At 47.0% G+C, this 19,542-nt stretch carries 19 protein-coding genes; 13 read left to right on the plus strand and 6 right to left on the minus strand.

Going from position 1 to position 19,542, the window contains the following annotated elements; translation table 11 throughout:
* Nucleotides 1-17: 17 nt before the first annotated feature.
* On the minus strand, nt 18-602 hold the full coding sequence (locus AC0MA3_RS01935; RefSeq protein WP_474654982.1) for a P-loop nucleotide/nucleoside kinase family protein: 585 nt from the start codon (nt 600-602) through the stop codon (nt 18-20).
* A 152-nt stretch (nt 603-754) separates the two neighbouring features.
* On the opposite strand from AC0MA3_RS01935, the gene AC0MA3_RS01940 reads away from it, so the two are divergent.
* Complete coding sequence (locus AC0MA3_RS01940; RefSeq protein WP_474654983.1) at nt 755-1,234, plus strand: GNAT family N-acetyltransferase; 480 nt, start codon at nt 755-757, stop codon at nt 1,232-1,234.
* Between the two features lie 115 nt (nt 1,235-1,349).
* Here the strand turns inward: AC0MA3_RS01940 and AC0MA3_RS01945 are convergent, their stop codons facing one another.
* Genes AC0MA3_RS01945 through AC0MA3_RS01955 form a run of 3 tightly spaced genes read right to left on the minus strand, consistent with a single transcriptional unit; the run spans nt 1,350 to nt 3,163 of the window.
* Nucleotides 1,350-1,940, minus strand: coding sequence for a ferric reductase-like transmembrane domain-containing protein (locus AC0MA3_RS01945; RefSeq protein ID WP_474654984.1), 591 nt, complete (start codon nt 1,938-1,940; stop codon nt 1,350-1,352).
* Nucleotides 1,921-2,877 (minus strand): FAD:protein FMN transferase, encoded by a 957-nt coding sequence (locus tag AC0MA3_RS01950; protein WP_474654985.1) that lies wholly within the window; start codon nt 2,875-2,877, stop codon nt 1,921-1,923. The genes AC0MA3_RS01945 and AC0MA3_RS01950 overlap by 20 nt, the downstream gene beginning before the upstream one ends.
* 13 nt (nt 2,878-2,890) lie before the next feature.
* Nucleotides 2,891-3,163 carry a hypothetical protein gene (locus AC0MA3_RS01955; protein ID WP_474654986.1) on the minus strand — a complete coding sequence of 91 codons (273 nt, stop codon included), beginning with the start codon at nt 3,161-3,163 and terminating at the stop codon, nt 2,891-2,893.
* A gap of 152 nt (nt 3,164-3,315) precedes the next feature.
* Between AC0MA3_RS01955 and AC0MA3_RS01960 the strand changes: the two genes are divergently transcribed.
* The 6 genes from AC0MA3_RS01960 (at nt 3,316) to AC0MA3_RS01985 (ending at nt 9,972) form a co-directional block, all read left to right on the plus strand.
* Nucleotides 3,316-3,990, plus strand: coding sequence for a response regulator transcription factor (locus AC0MA3_RS01960; protein WP_379152539.1), 675 nt, complete (start codon nt 3,316-3,318; stop codon nt 3,988-3,990).
* Nucleotides 3,980-5,329, plus strand: a complete 1,350-nt coding sequence (locus AC0MA3_RS01965; RefSeq protein ID WP_474654987.1) for an ATP-binding protein — start codon at nt 3,980-3,982, stop codon at nt 5,327-5,329. Before AC0MA3_RS01960 ends, AC0MA3_RS01965 begins: the two co-directional genes overlap by 11 nt.
* 292 nt (nt 5,330-5,621) lie before the next feature.
* Nucleotides 5,622-5,804, plus strand: coding sequence for a hypothetical protein (locus tag AC0MA3_RS01970; protein WP_474654988.1), 183 nt, complete (start codon nt 5,622-5,624; stop codon nt 5,802-5,804).
* Between the two features lie 178 nt (nt 5,805-5,982).
* Nucleotides 5,983-7,650, plus strand: coding sequence for a spore germination protein (locus AC0MA3_RS01975; RefSeq protein WP_474654989.1), 1,668 nt, complete (start codon nt 5,983-5,985; stop codon nt 7,648-7,650).
* 26 nt (nt 7,651-7,676) lie between these two features.
* Entirely contained in the window at nt 7,677-8,780 is a 1,104-nt protein-coding gene (locus AC0MA3_RS01980) for a GerAB/ArcD/ProY family transporter (protein WP_474654990.1), read from the plus strand.
* Nucleotides 8,773-9,972, plus strand: a complete 1,200-nt coding sequence (locus AC0MA3_RS01985) for a Ger(x)C family spore germination protein (protein ID WP_474654991.1) — start codon at nt 8,773-8,775, stop codon at nt 9,970-9,972. Before AC0MA3_RS01980 ends, AC0MA3_RS01985 begins: the two co-directional genes overlap by 8 nt.
* Before the next feature lie 138 nt (nt 9,973-10,110).
* On the opposite strand, the gene AC0MA3_RS01990 is transcribed toward AC0MA3_RS01985, so the two are convergent.
* Together AC0MA3_RS01990 and AC0MA3_RS01995 are read right to left on the minus strand one after the other, a co-directional pair.
* A complete protein-coding gene (locus tag AC0MA3_RS01990; RefSeq protein ID WP_474654992.1) occupies nt 10,111-11,769 on the minus strand; it encodes a cellulase family glycosylhydrolase in 1,659 nt (552 codons plus the stop codon).
* A gap of 183 nt (nt 11,770-11,952) precedes the next feature.
* Nucleotides 11,953-13,620 (minus strand): ribonuclease J, encoded by a 1,668-nt coding sequence (locus tag AC0MA3_RS01995; protein WP_474654993.1) that lies wholly within the window; start codon nt 13,618-13,620, stop codon nt 11,953-11,955.
* A 215-nt stretch (nt 13,621-13,835) separates the two neighbouring features.
* Between AC0MA3_RS01995 and AC0MA3_RS02000 the strand changes: the two genes are divergently transcribed.
* The 6 genes from AC0MA3_RS02000 (at nt 13,836) to kdpA (ending at nt 19,538) form a co-directional block, all read left to right on the plus strand.
* A complete protein-coding gene (locus tag AC0MA3_RS02000; protein ID WP_474654994.1) occupies nt 13,836-16,472 on the plus strand; it encodes an ATP-binding protein in 2,637 nt (878 codons plus the stop codon).
* Nucleotides 16,465-17,181 (plus strand): response regulator, encoded by a 717-nt coding sequence (locus AC0MA3_RS02005; RefSeq protein ID WP_474654995.1) that lies wholly within the window; start codon nt 16,465-16,467, stop codon nt 17,179-17,181. The genes AC0MA3_RS02000 and AC0MA3_RS02005 overlap by 8 nt, the downstream gene beginning before the upstream one ends.
* Nucleotides 17,182-17,383: 202 nt before the next feature.
* The gene (locus AC0MA3_RS02010; protein ID WP_474654996.1) at nt 17,384-17,527 is read left to right on the plus strand and encodes a hypothetical protein; all 144 of its coding nucleotides are present in this window, start codon (nt 17,384-17,386) and stop codon (nt 17,525-17,527) included.
* 85 nt (nt 17,528-17,612) lie between these two features.
* Entirely contained in the window at nt 17,613-17,735 is a 123-nt protein-coding gene (locus AC0MA3_RS02015; RefSeq protein ID WP_474654997.1) for a hypothetical protein, read from the plus strand.
* Nucleotides 17,732-17,809 (plus strand): K(+)-transporting ATPase subunit F, encoded by a 78-nt coding sequence (kdpF, locus tag AC0MA3_RS02020; protein WP_074083653.1) that lies wholly within the window; start codon nt 17,732-17,734, stop codon nt 17,807-17,809. Before AC0MA3_RS02015 ends, kdpF begins: the two co-directional genes overlap by 4 nt.
* 52 nt (nt 17,810-17,861) lie before the next feature.
* Nucleotides 17,862-19,538, plus strand: coding sequence for a potassium-transporting ATPase subunit KdpA (gene kdpA, locus AC0MA3_RS02025; RefSeq protein ID WP_474654998.1), 1,677 nt, complete (start codon nt 17,862-17,864; stop codon nt 19,536-19,538).
* Nucleotides 19,539-19,542 lie beyond the last annotated feature (4 nt).

Consider the following 19,542-nt stretch of genomic DNA (forward strand, 5'->3'; position numbering starts at 1 on the left):
CTGCAATTCCTTTTTAACTAACCGTAAATGAACCTGTCTACAATTACAGCAGCCGATTGAACCTCCGGACTCGAATTATCAATCCGCAGGATGTTCTCTGCCTGAAGAGGCCAGGCAACCGTTCGGTTCTCAAGTGAAGTGCTAAAAGTCTCCCAGTTCCGGAACTTCCAATCATCCAGGGGAGAGTGCCTGCCTTCAATCCGTTCCCGGTATAATTCGTAGTTACCCAGACTTACCAGAACCACTCTTACTTCAATTTCTTCCAGGTTTCGGCCGATCCGGGCCAGCTCACTTTCGATCCATCCAGGGTCTTGGACTTCCTTGGTAAATGGACCTACTACAAATACGTCACATTCCAGTCCCATATTATCCAGCGCGGCATCCATGGTGATCCGGTAGCCCAGATCGCGGCATAATCTTTTATACGCTGCTGAATCCCTGTCATCGGGGTCCAGACCGTGCATGCTCATGATCACATCTGCAGCAGGCCTGAGGAGAATATCCATATCGAGGACAGCAGCTTTACGGCGAGATGCGACTGCTTTGGCCAAGGTTGTTTTGCCGGCACCCGCCGGTCCCAGGAAGAATACAAGTTTGTTCATCATTGTCTCTCCTAACTATAGTCATCATTTATCTATCCTATCATGTTTACACCTGGAAATCTTAAGATCCGACTACCTGAATCAATGATGGTTTTATGTTATGTTAGAATTAAACCTATATTTAACTTAAGACATGGAGGCTAACCAAAGCAATGATCATCCGAAATATTGAATTTAAAGATAATGCTTCAATTGAACAGATCATCAGAGAATGCCTGATCGAGTTCGGCGGGAACCGTGAAGGACTGGCGTGGGCTGATGAGAGTATGCATGACTTGTATCATTACTATAATAATGAGCCTGACCGGGCTTACTGGATCGTGGAAGAAGACGGGGAAGTGCTGGGCGGTTGCGGAATAGCTTCCTTCGATGGGTCAGATCAGGTCTGTGAGCTTCAGAAGATGTACTTGTCTTCAAGCATTCGCGGAAGTGGTATCGCTGCAGAATTATTGAGGACAGCACTGGATTTTGCTTCTCTTCATTACAAGCAGTGTTATCTGGAGACTCTGCAAAGCATGCAAGCCGCTAACAGGTTTTATATCAAACAAGGGTTCTTGCTACTAGACGCCCCGCTTGCCGGCTCCGAACACTATGCCTGTGATGCCTGGTACATTAAGGATTTAGTCCATTAACCATTGGGGACAACAGCAAAAGATGCAGCTGCCTTCATGCCAATAGCGCCAGCCATGGTCATGAGGACAATCTGCATCCTTGTTGTTTCCGCAAAGTGTTCCTGCTTCGTTTCATTTACGATACTCTTCTTGCTACTGAGACCAAGCGTTTCGCCTGAATTTGCCGGCCAACATAGATTCGTCGGACTACCAATCCAACTATCGTCAATCCTGTCAGCATATACATAACCTGAATTCCGGGTTCTCTGGTATCGGACCCAAGCATGATTCCGTGAAGAAGAGCCATAACGAACATCGGTAAAGCCAAAAAGTGAATAGCCCGCCATAGTTTTTTTCCAATGGTACGAATCATATCTGAGCTGATTAGGATCAATAGGAGCATATAGAAGGAAAGGGTTCCAAGTCCGGTCCACAGCGGTTCATGATGAGATGCGAAAGGAATGGCAAGTTCAAAGAGCGAATATCCTACATTTTGATCATAAGTAAGCACTAGTCCATGTACAAGACCGAATAGCAGGCCGAACCAGCCTGTCCACTGATGGATCAGATTCAGCTGCACGCGCCGCTGGCCTTTCACCCACGGCTCGCCTTGTAGCAGACCTGCAGTAACGGCTAAGAACAGAAGCAGATAGGAAGTGAAACCGGCAGCTCTTACTGTAGTCCACACCGATAGGTGCTCCGCAAGACTATTTAGCCACTGTTGCATGGATACCGCCTCCTTGTTGTTTGGCTAGAATACATTCGATTACTCCTATCGGTATTACCGTCCCGTCTGCCTTGACGGCAATAGCCGCACAATTGGGATGATTCTTCTGCAGCCAAGGGATACCTTGTTCCGTGCCCAGAATAAGCAAGCATTTGGCGTACACCTCTGCTTGTACAAGCGTTGGGCAGACTGCTGTGACCTGGACCAGATCCGAAGCGCTGGACTGCAATGTACGCGGATCCATAATATGATGCCGTCTGCTCCCGTCTGCATGGATCCAGCTTCGCTTTATGCTGCTGCTTGTGGCAATACCCGCCCCTGTTCTTATGCAAATAGCTGCAAGGTCATCCCCTGGAATGAAGGGTGAGGCTACGTCAATGATCCGTATAGCATCTCCCCACAGGATCACATCACCGCCGGCGTCGATCACTCCGCTCTCAATACTTTGTTGCTGCAGCTTTAGGGAGAACTTCTCCGCACTCCAGCCTTTGGCAATTCCCCCCAGATCAACGGAATAGCCGGGAGAGAGAAGAACTGTATCCGGATTGGGGTTAAGCTGCATTATAGAACTGGGTATGGAACTAATCCCAGGTTCAGCTTCAGACAATGTACTTTCTTCCTCAGTCAACTTACTACTGCTTATCTGCTCAAAGCTTACCCGGTAGCCCGCCGAAGCCAGAATGTTGCCCATAAAGGGGTTGAACAAACCTCCAGTCTCTGTATAATATTTATCCGCTTCGTTCAGAACTTCGAACAGGAGCGGCGAGACTGTTACCGGCTTTCCCGGTGATTGGTTCAGCCGCATTAGGCCGCTATCCAGGTTGAACCGGCTGAGCTCCATTTCAACGAAATGAAACCAGCGTTCCGCTTGTTCATCCATATCTGCAGTCAGCCCGTGTGTATGAAAGCTAGTATTCATTGCTTTGAAATGACTCATGCTGCCTCCCCCTTTATGATGCCTGAGTTCGTATTCTTCCTTCGCCCCGGCTATCCTCTGAACCTGTGCTGCCCGAAAATCCGGATCCGAAATCCCCGCGCCGCTGTCTTGGTCCATCCGCTATAGAATCCCTGTTTGGTTCCTGAGCTTGTTCATAGCCTGAAGATATGGCAAGAGAGGAATCACTTTGTGCGGCTTCTGAATGATTGATATACCCAATAAAGCCGGTAAACAGGACAGCGCCTGACACTCCAGTTAACCATTTAATCAAGTTTTGCTTTTTCATTGTGATTTACCTCATTTCCTTGTTGTAATGTATTCACAGATTAATTCAAGTTGGTGAAAATATGGTGAAAGTAACAGACGGTAAATTTCATTTTAATTTCATCATCTAATGCTATGATTTAATCAGCACATCGATAAGAGGAGAAAAGACAGATGAGAATATTGCTGGCTGAAGACGATCTGCGTCTGGGTGAATTGATTGCCCATATGCTTAAGAAAAAAGCTGAATGCGATGTGGAATGGGTAACCACCGGAGAAGATGCATACATTTACGCTTCAGGAATGGTCTATGATCTGTTGATTCTGGACTGGATGATGCCTGGCGGGGATGGTGTGAGTATCTGCCGCCGGTTAAGAAGTGAAGGTTATATGGGTGCTATGCTGATGCTAACGGCCAAAGACAGTCTGCTCGATAAAATAACAGGTCTTGATGCCGGGGCTGACGATTATTTAATCAAGCCTTTCGAAATTGAAGAGCTGCTTGCACGCATACGGGCGCTGCAGCGGCGAAATTTCGCGCCTATTCTGGAGCAAGAGATACGAATCGGGGATATCCGCCTTAACCGGAATGCCCAGAGTGTACGGCTCGGCAACACTGAGATTCAGCTAACGCCGCGTGAATTCCAACTACTGGATCTGCTCGCGCAGAATATAGGTATTGTACTGACCCGTGATGTTATTTTTGACCGGATCTGGGGGCTTGACGCTGATGTCGGACCCAAAACCATCGATGCGACAGTGAAGCTATTACGCAAGAAACTTTCCGGTATTACAGGAGACAACTGGATCCAGAGCATAAGGGGGGTCGGGTATAAAATTGATAAATAGACAACGAGCATCCAAAGATCTTCTCAAACAGACGCAGCGAAAGCTCACCATTCAGTACAGTGCCGTGCTGATTACCTTTCTGATTTTATTTATTGTGACCCTTTATGGACTGTTGCACTATCTGTTAATCAATCAGCAAAAACAGCAGCTGGAATCTTGGCTGAATGACCGGGTGAATTCGATGCATGAATATGGTGTGCACGGTTTGAACAGGAACGGGAACAGTCCGGAGGATTGGTTAAGGAAGAACCCTAATGAATCCGGTGAAATCACCGGTATTCTGGCAGACCTTGAGGGGAAACTCATCACTGCGAATCTTCCGTATTCTCGGAGCTTCAGCGAACTGAGCGGGGATTTGGAAGGCTTGATTCCTGATTCAAAAGAGACCATCTATCGCACTATCCGTTATTCGGAAGCAGATACAGCCAATCACCAAGGATCAGGAGAACTTCTCGTTGCTGGCAAAACAATATTCCATGAGGGAAAAGCAGCAGGTTTTCTCTACGCCGTCAAAGACACCTCCGCACAGCTTCGGCTGTTTCAGTGGCTAATTGTAATTCTGTTTGCAGTTGCAATACTATTCTTCGGTTTGGCGATATTTCTCAGTTATTCGATGTCCAAAAAAGCAATGATTCCGGTAAGGCGGTCTTTTGCCAGACAACAGGAATTCGTCGGGGATGCGTCCCATGAGTTGAGAACACCGCTTAGCATAATGCTGTCCTCGATCGATGCACTGGAGATGGAGGGAGTAGCCGATGATCAGCCATTCGCCCGTAAAGTACTAGAGAACATGAGGGATGAAGCCAAAAGAATGATCCGGTTATCCGACGGACTGCTCACCTTGGCACGCTCTGACTCCGATGCAGCTGTGTTACAGAAATCATCCTATAATGTTACCGAATGTGCCGGCCAGATTGTGCGATCTTTAGAAGCTCTTGCCAGCGAAAAGAGAATCATGCTCCACTTCAGTGCCGGAGAAGAGATGATGATCAATGCCGATAAAGAGAGACTATCTCAGTTATTCGTCATTCTGCTGGATAATGCGATTAAGTATACACCGGAAGGTGGTAAGGTGGAGCTTAAGTTATTCCGTACTGAAGGACGAGCCCATATGCTTGGTATTGAAGTAAAAGATAATGGAATCGGAATTGATGCCGGTGACCTGTCCCGCCTATTCGAACGATTCTACCGGGTGGATAAGTCAAGAACCCGTGAGCTTGGCGGCTATGGAATCGGCTTGTCAATTGCCAAGTGGATTGTGGAAGCACATGCTGGCTCCATCCATGTGGACAGTATTCCCGGTGAAGGCAGCACCTTCACGGTGCTACTTCCCTTATAGGAAGACACAGATATTCCTTTGCGAAAGCTAAGGCTGGTCAGTTTATCCTGGAGTATGTTCCTTTTCATAGTGCGATTAGAACTTGCGGGTTATCATACAGGTATAGAATAAAAGGTAGGTGAGACTCATGTTGGAACATTGTTCACCCTCTGAAATGAGGATATTAAAGCAGAAGCACACCGAACTATTTCCGCAAGCCAGGATGCTTGTGAACTCCTGGGACCCTGTTGGATTCATTAGAAGCAGAGCACCTTCAGATGAATATGATTGCATCACCTTGCAGCTCTTAGAGTTGCTTGAACAGGGTAAGCAGACAGATCAGATCTATGAATTCATCATCCAAGAGCTCTATGATCATTTTGGGATGGGGTTGAACTCGGTCAAGGAAGAACACATAGGGGCTTACATCAAGAAACATAAGGACTTCAGTTCAAATCTGAAGGCGTGGTACACTGAAGTGACCCTTCCCACCTAAAATCAGGTTTCTACCACAGATAACAATCCTTTTTCCCGTTAAAGTATAACCCTCATTTCTCCAAGGAGAATGAGGGTTATTTGTTTATGACTAAATTTTACTGTTATTTGGCACACTTAAAAGACTACTCGCTTAAATAGGATTGTGCCTAAAAATTATAATTAAGGGAATGAGCTGAATGTGGTCGAGTATTATTTCCTTCATTCCTGGCTGGGCTGTTTTTGTGCAAGCTGCAATTACACTGATTTGTCCACTGGGAATCTATTTTGTATACAGAAAACTGTACGCATTCGTAGGCAGCGGAAGAGGTCCTCAACTCAACCAGGGGTTTTCAACCTCACTGACCAAAGGCAATAAGCCTCCGGGCAGCATACTCAGTGGAGATTACAGCACCGATCTGGCTTCGATTAAGGATCGTATAGGTATGAACAGTGATGTTCATTTTCGGGAGTTCCTGCTAGGCGGGTATGACCTAAAGGCAGCACTTGTCTTTGTTGAAGGCATGCAGGATGAAGCAATGATCAACAAGCAGGTACTGGAGCCGTTGATGTCTGGCACTATGGAGAATCACGGGATACCGCATGTCCCTCAGAGACCGGTTACTCTATCTGCTCTTAAAGAACGTCTGCTTCCACTATCGGAAATTAATGAAGTGAATGAATTGGAGAAGCTGCAGGAATTCATTCTCTTTGGTTACACTGCTCTGATCATAGACGGGATTGACGCTGGGATTCTAGTCGGGATACCTCATGGTTCGATCCGGGCAATTACTGAACCGACGTCAGAAGGACTCCTCCGGGGGCCCAGAATCGCCTTTTCCGAGGTGCTGAGTGAGAATACCTCCATTCTCCGGCGTCAAGGCTTGAATAAAAATCTGGAGATGAAGCTTTATGAGGTTGGAAGCCAAGTCAAACGAAAGTTAGTCATCGCTTACATCAAGGATATTGTCAATCCTGATTTGCTGGAAGAGGTAACAAATAGGGTCTCAAAGATCAATATGGACTTCCTGGCCGAATCCGGATATGTGGAACAATTAATCGAGGATAATTATTTAAGTCCGTTTCAGCAGACGCAGAATACGGAACGTCCCGATCGGGTCATAACTTCTTTACTGGAGGGAAGAATAGGGATTTTGCTTGATGGTACCCCGTTTGCTCTTATTGTTCCTGTGACCTTCAGTATGCTTCTGCAATCCCCAGAGGATTATTATGAGCGCTGGCTCCCGGGAACACTGCTCCGTATGCTCAGATTCTTCTCAGCATTTATGGCCCTGCTGGCTCCGGCACTCTACATTTCCTTTATCTCATTCCATCCTGGACTAATCCCAACGGAGCTAGTCATCAGTATTATTGAGACCCGGCAAGGCGTTCCATTCCCGTCTCTTATCGAGGTGCTCATTCTCGAAATATCTATTGAGATCCTTCGTGAAGCAGGGATACGGCTACCTAAACCGATCGGACCGGCAATGGGTATCGTGGGGGGTCTAGTAATTGGCGATGCCGCGGTACAGGCGGGAATTGTAAGCCCATTTCTGGTTATCGTAGTAGCGGTCACAGCCATATCGTCTTTCTCTATCCCCATGTACAGCGCAGGGATTACATTACGTATTTTGCGGTTCGTTGGCATGCTGTTTGCAGCTATGTTGGGGATGTACGGTACGATCCTGTTTATCATGCTGATCCTCATTCATCTGACCAAGCTTACGAGCTTTGGAGTGCCTTACGTTACTCCTTTTTCACCTATCCGGTTAAGCGATTGGAAGGATCTCTACATCCGTGCACCAATGTCTTTAATGAAACGAAGACCTGAAATGATGAAGCCGCAAAAGAAAAAACGCCGCCCTTAACCTGAACCCAGAATGGAGGAATACAGGTGTTTAAACGTTCTGATCAGAAAATCACCGCTACACAGGCTGCTATATTCTTGACGAACACGGTTCTGGGTGCGGGAATATTGACCTTGCCGAGGTCTGTTGTAGAGACCGTCAAAACACCGGATGCATGGATTTCAGTTCTGCTGGGCGGAGGAATTGTCATGCTGGTCATCTTGTTGATGGTTAAGCTCAGCCAGCAATTTCCCGGCAAGACCATATACCAATATTCCAGACAAATTGCAGGGAGGATTCCGGGCAGTTGTCTGTCTATCCTTCTAATTATTTACTTTGTCATTATTGCAGGCTTTGAGATTCGCGTATTTGCCGAGATCACCTTGTTTTTCTTACTTGAAGGCACTCCCATTTGGGCAATTGTGATCCCGTTTATCTGGGTGGGCGGATATCTGGTGTTTGGTGGAATTAATGCGATTGCCAGAGTATACCAGATTCTTTTTCCAGTCAGCCTTTTTGTACTTCTGTTATGTTATTTCTTAAGTGTAAAACTTTTTGACATCAATCATCTGCGTCCGCTGCTGGGCGACGGTGTACTCCCGGTAATCAAAGGCTTGAAATCCACGATTTTGGTGTTTACAGGCGGCGAGGTTGTAATGACGTTGGTTGCATATATGCAGCACCCGAAGCAAGCCGTCAAAGCTATGATAAGCGGAATCTCGGTTCCCCTGGCACTATACCTGTTGACTGTTGTTATGTCTATAGGCGGGTTGTCGATAGATTCCGTAGTCACAAGTACCTGGCCAACCATTGACTTAATCCGCAGCTTTGAAGTTTCAGGGTTCTTCTTTGAACGCATGGAATTTCCGCTGCTTGTGATCTGGATGATGCAAATGTTCTGCAATTTCTGCAGCTTTTTCTTCAATGCTTCGCTTGGAATCTCCCAGATATTCAATGTTAAGCTTGCTCCGATTATTTTCGGATTGATGCCGCTCATTTTTCTTATAACCATGATTCCTGTCCGGATTAACGATGTTTTTGCGCTTGGTGATGCTATCGGTATTATGGGAATCGTAATGTTTATATTGATTCCTTGTTTACTGTCAGTCGTTTGGATAATCAGAAGGAAAGGGCTGAAGCAGAATGTATAAGTCCAGATACCTGCTCACGTTCCTGGCATGCGTTCTTCTGCTAACACAAGCCGGGTGCTGGAGCAGCAAAGAAATTGAAGATTTGAGTCTGTATACTGCCATCGCGTTGGATACCGGTAAACTAAGTTCATCAGAACAGAGTCTGGAGGAAAAGGGTGGAGGCTACTATAAACAGAATACCATCACAGTCACGGTTGAAATCGCCCCGAAAAAGTCAAATGGCTCTTCGGGTAAATCTAACAAATCAAGTTCCGACAAACCTAAATATGTTAATATGTCGGAGACTGGAGACTCTGTATTGGAGATCTTGCGACAGTTCGCCACTCGTCTGGACCGCCCGCTGATAGGGCATCATCTGAAAGTCTTTATTATTTCCAAGGAGCTGTTACAGCAGCAGAAGATAGAGGATTTAATGGATTTTATGCTTCGGGATAATGATATTCGGCCTAGCACCCTAATTTATTTAAGTGAAGGACGGGCTGCAGACACTCTCGTATCGAAATTCGCAGATGACATACCCGCTTTTCACCTCAAACAAATGGTTGGTAACCGTTTTAGAACCAGTAAAATCATGAAAGGTGTCATTATATCCGAACTAGATGCTCTAATGTATGCCAAGCAAAGTTTTGTATTACAGAATATTGCAGAAGCGGACCGGGAATTGGAGTTCTCGGGCGGTGGGATTATTAAGGGGGATACCGGCAAGTGGATCGGGAGTCTGAACCAGCAGGATGTGGAGAGCATCGCATGGATTAAGGGGGAAGTCGAGGGAGGGACGATCAAGGCATATAATCAAGACCATAAACCTATAACCTATGAGATCAAATCAGCAGACTCTAAAGTGTCGGTAAAGATGAACAAGGAACAACAGCCAGCATTTCACGTGAGTATAGAATCCGAAGGAAGATTAATTGAAAAATGGGGGAAGGGAACGGTGTCCACTAATAAGGATTATCTTGAAAATGTTCAGCGGATTTTTGAAGAGAGGCTGAATTCTATGATTCAGTCACTAATGCAAAAAATGCAGTCGGAATACAAAGTAGAGGTTGCCGGATTCGGGAATCGGCTCAGTATCGAGAAACCTCAGGTGTGGAAAAAGCTGAAAGACCATTGGGATGAAGCATTTTGCCGGATTCCAGTTACCTTTGATGTGAAGATGAAAATTACTGATTATGGGTCTTTCATGGAATAGAATTTAATACAGCTGAACACCACCTAACCGGGTGGAGTGCACTTAAACAAGGTGTCCGTTCATTGATGTATACGGACACCTTGCCGCATTTTCATTCGGTTATGATTTCAGAATATAAAAGCCTGCACTTTAAGTTCTTTAAGGTTCAATCCCATAAATCAGCTTTCCCTTATGATAGACTGTAATATGATTATTTGCTGTATAGCTGGTCAGGGATGGTGCGAATGAGTAATCCCCCGTCTGATTGTAATTCGTCCAATCATTTTTATGAATGCGGAATTGGATGTCACCAGTTGTGCCGGATGCTGCAAGGAAGCCTGCGCTTGCTGTAAAACTGATCTCCGCATAGGTGTCTGCACCGGTCAATGGCTGCGCGAGAGGAACGATCGTCGTAAGCAGTTTTTTTTTTCCAATTGCCGCATAATCAAATTCCAGGGTTTGTGGGGTACTTCCATCACTTGTATACCAGTAACGTACCGATAGTTCGTTTAGGGGAATAGAGGTGCCTGACTCATTCCTCAGCTGCAGGCTCGCCCTGATTGAGTTAACAGCAGTCCCTGTTTCACCCACACGATAAAGTGATGTGGCTTGCAGGTCACCCGGAAGCGGTTCCTCTCCCGGACCGCCAGGCACAGTAGGAAAGGTAACCGGCTTCATGATAGGGTTCAGCATGGTTTGCTTGGGCTCATTCCATGAGGTCCAGTCATCCTGTAATAGTCCCCCGGTATCTCCGCTGTTAGGATTAAGACTCCAGTAGGTCCAGTAGAGATTATTCTTCCCGATGTAGCTTACGAGCGCATTTTGCCATTTTCCTTCTACGGTAAGGGTATCTACACTGCGCCCGCCGAATTCACCTGTAAGAATTGGAGCTATTTGTTCCTTGCTGATATATCCCCAGGTATCATCCCATAGCTTAGGCAGGTTATCCGGGAAGCTGGCAGCGCTGAACCAAGGCTGTGAAGCTACACCCGGCCCGTAATCATGAGGAGAATAGACTACCCGGTTCGGCAAGGTAAGCACAACTGGATGATTCCGCACACCTGTCAGGTTGCCTCCCCACCAGTAGCTTGTAGAGTTACCCTGAACGTTGGTTTCGATGCCTTCGACTATGATCAGCCAGTTCGGATTCGCGGTAAGAATTGCATTTCCTGCGCGCTCACTGGCAAGCTGCCAGTCCGTAGCAAGGTTCCCGGTGCCCCAGCTTGCCGTGCCGTGCGGCTCATTATGCAGATCTGCCCCAACGACCGTGGGGTTATTCGCGTAACGCTCAGCCAGCATGATCCAGTCACTGATCCAGCGGGTTTCGGGATAGGCTGCAGTGTACCACAGCGCCGATTGTCCTCCTGAATCCGGGCGGTGGCGGTCCAGGAAGATCCGAATGCCGCGGGTTCCCGCTTTTTCAATCAGCTTATCCATGACTTGAATCGGCTTTAGACCCACTAGGTCTGGATTTTTGGCATAATCGATACTGTTGACAGCAGAACCAGCATCAAACATTTGGTTACAGTAGGGGAGGCGGATCAAGTTATAGCCTTTTGCCTTCATTTGGTCGAGTACATCGTCCATGGAACGTGACCACAAGCCATGTGGAGAATAATTTGAGGTTTCGAAGCCAAACCAATTGAGTCCGTTGAATACTGCAGGGTTGCCTGCGGAATCCACAATCCGGTTACCGGAAGTGTGATAATAGCCCTCTGCACTTTGAGCCTTCATCTTTTGGCCTGGATACGCATAGGCACCTGCCAGTAATACCAAAGCAACGAACAGCAAACCAAATTTCCTGAAACCAAACGACATTCATTTTCCTCCTCTTAGTGATTTCAAAGAAGTAACACTGTATAGCATACGATCGAATTGTAAACGTATTCGTATGGGCCAAGCTGCAAATATGTAGAAACAGCGACATCATTAATACATTCTTACTAATAAAAAAACCGCAGAAGGGACAAATAGTCCATCGTCTGCGGATATTTTTAGTTTCTAGACTTCAATGATAATAGGCAAAATCATGGGTCTGCGTTTTGTTCGATCATATAGGAATTTACTCAATGCACCTCTTATGGTCTCCTTGATGATGTTCCACTGTCCAAGGTCAGCATCATTCATCTTCTTCAAAGTAGCTGTTATGAGCTGATTGATTTCTTCCATCAACGTATCAGAGTTGCGTACATATACAAAACCTCTGGAGATGGTATCCGGTTCATTCAGAATCCGTCCGTCATTTTGACTTAACGTAATGACTGTAATCAGAATTCCGTCAGCAGACAGCTGTCTGCGGTCACGCAGCACAACATTGCCAATATCGCCGATTCCCAGTCCATCCACGAAAATTTGTCCAGCTGTGATACGTCCTGTTTGGCGGACATCACCACCGTTAGATTCAACAATATCCCCGTTTTTCAAAATAAAGATATTCTCACTCTTTACCCCGACGGCCTCAGCCAGTAAGCTGTGATGATGAAGCATCCGGTATTCCCCGTGAATCGGTATGAAATATTCAGGTTTCATCAAGGTCAGCATCAGTTTCAGTTCCTCCTGGCTGCCATGCCCCGAAACATGAAGCTCACTGCGTGATCCGTAGATTACCCGTGCACCCAGCATATACAGGTTATCGACGATCCTGGATACGTTACGCTCATTGCCCGGAATCGGGTTCGCTGCGAGAAGTACCGTATCCCCTCTGCTTATCTCAAGCTGCCTGTGGCTGGAATTCGCAAGCCGGGATAATGCTGCCATAGGTTCACCCTGACTGCCGGTACATAATACAGCAATCTTATCGCGTTCCATTTTGCCTGCGTCGGCCGTTTCGATCAGCATGCCTTCAGGGATGTTCAAATACCCCAGCTCTTGGGCCACCCCTACCACATTAACCATACTTCTGCCCAGCAGGGCAAGCTTGCGTCCGGTATGCTCGGCTGCGTCTACAATTTGTTGCAAACGGTGCACGTTGGAAGCAAAGGTAGAGATGAAAATTCTATTCTCCGCGTTATGAAAGGCTTCCTCCAAATGAGCTCCAACCAGCCTTTCTGAAGGAGTGAATCCAGGCCGTTCTGCATTCGTACTCTCCGATAAAAGAAATTTAACCCCCTTTTCTCCAATAGCCGCCATTTTATGTATATCGGGATACTGCTTGTTAACAGGGGTCATATCGAACTTGAAGTCGCCGGTATGAACCACCGTTCCTTCTGGTGTATCGAAGACAATACCAAGGCAATCCGGAATACTGTGGTTTGTCCGGAAGAAGGTTGTGGTGATGGAACCAAAATTCAGCGTGGACTCCGTATCAATGCAATGCAGCTCAGTCTGGCGCAGGAGCCCATGCTCCTTCAGTTTTGTCTCAATTAAGCCGAGTGTCAGACGGGAAGCATACACCGGGATATTCAGTTGTTTGAGGAAATAAGGGATTCCCCCGATATGATCTTCATGTCCATGAGTAACCACTAATGCTCTGACTTTATCCAGATTACTAAGTAAATAGGTAATATCGGGAATGATAAGGTCGATGCCTAGTAGAGTCTCATCCGGGAATTTCGACCCGCAATCAATAACGATAATGTCTTCAGCGTATTGCAGAAGATACATGTTTTTGCCGATTTCATATACACCACCCAGCGCTGCAATCCACAGCCGGTCGCCTGTCATTTTCATATTGAACCCTCCATAATTAGATACCGTGTAGTATGGGTAATTCTGTGGAGATTTATCCGGGGAGTTGTGAATTCGCAGGGTTCGCAAGAGAATCTTAATGCTATCTTAATACCTGCTCCAAAACCGTAATGTTATGCTGATTTGCCTCATGCTATACTTACGTAAAAACGTTTTTCAGTTATTGAAGCTGCGGATAGACAGAAAGAGGGCATGAAATGGCAGTACGGGGAAAGTTAAAAATATATTTTAGCTATGCGGCAGGAGCCGGCAAAACCTGTGCCATGCTGAAAGCTGCCCGTGAAGAGCAAAAAGACGGCATAGATGTGGTTGCCGGAATTATTGAGAACCGGGACAGGCCGGAAACTAAGGCGCTGGTGGATGGTCTGGAACGGATTCCAACTATCCAAATATCCCGGGAAGGAACTGTCTTTCAGGAATTTGATCTGGACCGGGCGATCCAAAGACACCCGGAGCTCATCCTGCTGGATGAGCTGGCACATTCCAATCCTGCGGGAAGCCGGCACAAAAAAAGGTATCAGGATATGGAAGAATTACTGCGTGCGGGAATTGATGTCTACACTACTGTTAACGTGCAGCATATAGAAAGCCTGTATGATATAGTGGCTTCCATCACCGGCCACACCGTATCAGAGCGCATTCCGGACTCAATATTTGACAGTGCCGATCAAGTGGAGCTGGTGGATATAGAGCCTGATGATCTGATCGACCGTCTGAATAGAGGGAAAATCTCTAATGAACCACCTCAAGATGAAGATTCTAGCGGATTTAGCCCGGATAAGCTGAATGCGCTCCGCGAGATTGCCCTGCGCTATACATCGAACCAGTTGAACCGGATTGCGCTCCAGATCAGTGCGCAGGAGTCTAATCATGAGCATTACTCCAATGAGCATGTTCTCGTCTGCCTGTCATCGGCAGCGTCTAATAAAAAGGTAATCCGTATTGCCGCCAGAATGGCCGAGGCGTTCCACGGAAAATTCACAGCACTGTTCGTGGAAACACCGGACACGAAGGGACTCACGCAAAAGAATAAGAACGAGCTGAGAGCGAATCTGCGGTTGGCGGAACAGCTCGGCGCTCAGATTGCGACAACTTACGGTGAGGATATTTCAGTACAGATCGCAGAATATGCCAAAACAAGCCGGGTCTCCAAAATCATTCTGGGCCGTTCACACCATAAAAAGAGCTGGTTCGGCAACACAAATGTCATGGACAAACTGGATGCCGTCTTACCAAATATTGATATTTATATCATTCCAGACACCCAGACTTCCCTTTACAAAAGGTTTCCGCAATATACGATTTCGCCACAGCTGTCACTGGCCGACACCTTTAAAACCTTTGGGATACTCCTGATCTGCACCTTGATTGGTCTGTGGTTCAAAGCGCTTGGTTTCCGGGAAGCGAATATCATCACAATGTATATACTGGGTGTTCTGCTGAGTGCAATGATTACCGAAGGAAGGCTGTACAGCGCGGCAACTTCGGTATTCAGTGTGATTGTGTTCAACTATTTCTTCACCGAGCCTTACTTTTCCCTGCGGGCGTACGATTCGGGATATCCGATTACCTTTCTGGTGATGCTGTCTGCTTCTTTTATAACCAGTACTCTGACTATGCGGGTTAAGGAGCAGGCCCGGCAATCCGCTCAAAAAGCCTTTCGTACCGAGGTACTTCTGGAGACCAGCCGCAAGCTGCAACAAGCCAAAGATCCGGCTGCCATTATCAATGAAACCGCGCAGCAAATGGTCAAGCTTTTGGACAGGACGGTTATTTTCTATTCCGTATTGCCCGGTTCCCTGGCGGAACCACTTATCTTCCCAAAAGAAGATTCAGTTGCAGATCCGCAAATGTATACAAGCAGCAGTGAGCGATCAGTAGCTGACTGGGTCTACAAAAACAATAAGCGTGCGGGAGCCACCACGGATACTTTTTCAGCTGCAGGCTGTCTGTATCATGCGGTTCGCGGGGGAGACTGCGTGTTTGCCGTAGCTGCCATCGTGATGGATAATGAAGATCCCCTAGAGGTATTTGACAAGAGCCTGGTGATTGCCATGCTGGGAGAATGTGCACTGGCGCTGGAGAAAGAGCAATTGAATGAAAAACAAAAGGAAATCTCCATCCAGATTCAACAGGAACAGCTCCGGGCTAACCTGCTTCGGGCCATTTCTCATGATCTGAGAACACCGCTCACCAGTATTTCCGGCAATGCCGGTATTCTCATAGGGAATTCCAGCCTGCTGAGCGAGGAGCAGAAGACAGGACTGTATTCAGATATTTATGACGATTCCATGTGGTTGATTAATCTCGTGGAGAACCTGCTGTCGATTAGCCGGATCGATAATGGAAGTCTGAATCTGAATGTTCAGGCAGAACTTATGGAGGAAGTCATTGCTGAAGCGCTGCTTCACTTAAATCGGAAAAGCAGTGAACACATCATCCGTACCGTTCTGAGTGATGAGCTGATTATGGCCAGAATGGATTCCAGGTTAATTATACAAGTGCTGATTAACCTGGTAGACAACGCAATCAAGTATACGGGAACCGGCTCTCATATCACCATTTCGGTCAAAAGAGATAAACAAATGGTCATGGTTGAGGTGGCCGATGATGGTCCCGGCATATCCGATGAAGCCAAAACCAGAGTGTTCGACATGTTCTATACGGCTGATAATATCCGCGGGGACGGGCGCCGGGGACTGGGCCTCGGGCTGTCATTATGCAAATCTATTATCCATGCCCATGGCGGCACATTTGCCGTGCATGATAATTTCCCGCAAGGTACCATATTCCGCTTTACCCTGCAGGCAGAGGAGGTGAACGTTCATGAATAAACCATTGATTCTCGTTGTTGAAGACGACAAACCTATCCGGAAGCTGATTACCACCACTCTAGAGACACAAGGGTACAAATACCATACGGCTGAAACCGGGGCAGCCTCTATACTTGAAGCGGTATCGGGACAGCCCGATCTTATGATTCTGGATCTGGGTCTACCGGATATGGATGGGGTGGAGATTATCAAAAAAGTACGTTCCTGGTCCAATCTTCCCATTATTGTGGTGAGCGCCCGCAGCGAGGACAGGGACAAAATCGATGCTCTGGACGCAGGTGCGGATGATTATTTGACCAAACCGTTCAGCGTGGAGGAGCTTCTGGCCCGGCTCAGGGTCAGTCTGCGGCGAATCCGGAATGACAGCGATAAGCTGTTGAAGGATGCTTCTATTTTTACGAATGAGGACTTGAAAATTGACTATGCGGCAGGATGTGTATGGCTGGGTGACGAAGAAATCCATCTGACTCCGATTGAATACAAGCTGCTGTGCCTGCTCGCCAAGAATGTTGGCAAAGTGCTGACTCATAATTACATTCTTCATGAAATCTGGGGCAGCTACACTTACGACATTCCCGCCCTGCGTGTCTTTATGGCCACCTTAAGGAAAAAGATCGAAAGAACTCCCTCCCAGCCCAAATTCATTCAAACGCATATTGGCGTCGGATACCGGATGCTTCAGGTTGGCGATGACAACAAAACCATTTAACCGAATATGTGTAGAAGAGGAAGACCAAGGCTTATACTTACAGCCTTGGTCTTTCGCTTTTTTGGGGTCCGGAGAATGATCCTGATTCTCCTCCTAACCTTAACGTGATCTTTATCCGCTCCGGCAAACCCTAATCCTGAATAAATGAAGCTAGTGATACGCTGTAAGGGTAGGGAACAGCCAAAGAGAGAAGGAGTTATGTATGAATGAATGGTTAGAAAATGCGGGTCTTATCTCCATCATAGCCATGTTTCTATTTATTGTAAAAAAATTCTATGATCATCACTATTGGCAAAGCCTGCTTAGTGAGGAGAATGAGAATGATAAGGAGCCTCCTAAATCTTAATACAATCTTAATTCGCTGATAGAATCTCTAATCCTTAACTAATGGCAGAAATGTTAGGCTGGTTTTAGAAAAAAGAGAGAGAGGAGTGGCAAAGAAAATGATGGATGTGTATATGGTGGCAGCTCTGGCGGTGCTATTCGTACTCCTTTACGCCTTTGCTCAGTGGTGTGGACATATGACGGATGATGTGAGGGGGACGGAACAATGACGGTGGTTATTGCTGCAACCTTGCTCCTGTTTCTGTATTTGGTATATGCCCTGATTCATCCTGAGAAATTCTAAAGGTTCATTAATTATGTTAAAAGAGAGAGTGTCAACTTAAGGAGGGGCCTTCGTGGGTATCGTGCAAATTGCCGCAGTCATTATCATACTGCTGCTACTGGTAAAGCCAGTAGGAACTTATTTATATCATGTATTTTCAAATGAACCGAGCCGGACGGACCGCATATTTGGCGGATTGGAACGCGGGATATTCAAATGGAGCGGACTGAAGAACCGTGAGGGAATGACTTGGAAGGGTTACGCCATCAGCTTCCTGGGGACGAACATTGTACTGGTAGCCTTCAGTTACTTGTTCCTTCGTCTGCAAGGCGCACTGCCGATGAATCCGAATGGTACCGGAGGGATGGAGCAATCACTCACGTTCAATACTGTCATCAGCTTCATGACGAATACCAATCTGCAGCATTATAGCGGGGAGACCGGTCTTTCGTATTTCTCGCAAATGGCTGTGATTACAATGATGATGTTCACTTCAGCTGCGAGCGGTTTTTCCGTGGCAGTCGCTTTCGTAAGAGGTATTACCGGAAGAGACACGGTCGGGAATTTCTTCGAAGATTTCGTAAAATCCATCACCCGCATCTTTCTCCCGCTTGCCCTGCTGGTAACATTGGTACTAGTGGCGCTGCAGGTTCCGCAGACACTACAACCATCTCTTCACGTAACAACGCTTGAAGGTGGTTCACAACAGATCGCCATCGGTCCGGTTGCCTCACTTGAATCGATCAAGCATCTGGGTACGAACGGCGGCGGATTCTTTGGAGCCAACTCGGCCCATCCGTTTGAGAACCCGTCCCCCTTGACGAATGTTATTGAAATTCTCTCAATGTGGACACTGCCCGCATCCTTGCCCTATATGTACGGATTATTTGCCAAAAACAAACGTCAGGGCTGGATGATCTTCAGCGCAATGATGACCTTGTTCGTACTATTGCTGGGCCTCAACTACTATGCGGAAACCGCGGGGAATCCTGCGATCAATGCCATGGGTATCGACGCTTCCCAGGGTAGTATGGAAGGTAAAGAAGTCCGGTTTGGTATCGCACAGTCTTCTTTGTTCACAACCGTAACAACGGCGGCAACTACCGGTACCGTTAATAATATGCATGATACCCTCACTCCGCTTGGCAGCATCACTCCGTTGTCCCTCATGATGCTGAATAATGTGTTCGGAGGCAAGGGTGTAGGTCTAGTCAACATGCTGATGTATGCAATCCTGGGTGTCTTCCTCTGCGGGCTGATGGTTGGCCGGACGCCGGAGTTTCTTGGCCGGAAAATAGAAGCGAAGGAAATGAAGCTGATTGCAATCGCAATACTCATTCATCCGCTGATTATTCTGGCACCTACCGCTATCACCTTCTTAACTGAGCTGGGTAAAGGAAGTATTTCGAATCCCGGGTTTCACGGAATGACGCAGGTGCTCTATGAGTTCACCTCTTCTGCCGCCAATAACGGTTCAGGTTTCGAAGGGCTCGCCGATAACACCACCTTCTGGAATGTGCTGACAGGAATGGTCATGCTGCTTGGAAGATATGTATCCATTATCGCCATGCTGGCGGTAGCCGGCTCCATGATCCGCAAGAAGCCTGTTCCGGAGACAATCGGCACGTTCCGCACTGACAACGGCTTGTTCACCGGAATTCTGATCGGTACGGTGCTGATTATCGGCGCACTAACCTTTCTGCCCGTTATAGTTCTCGGTCCGGTAGCAGAATATTTGAGCTTACGCTAAGAGA

It is taken from the genome of Paenibacillus sp. LS-5 (assembly GCF_056121505.1).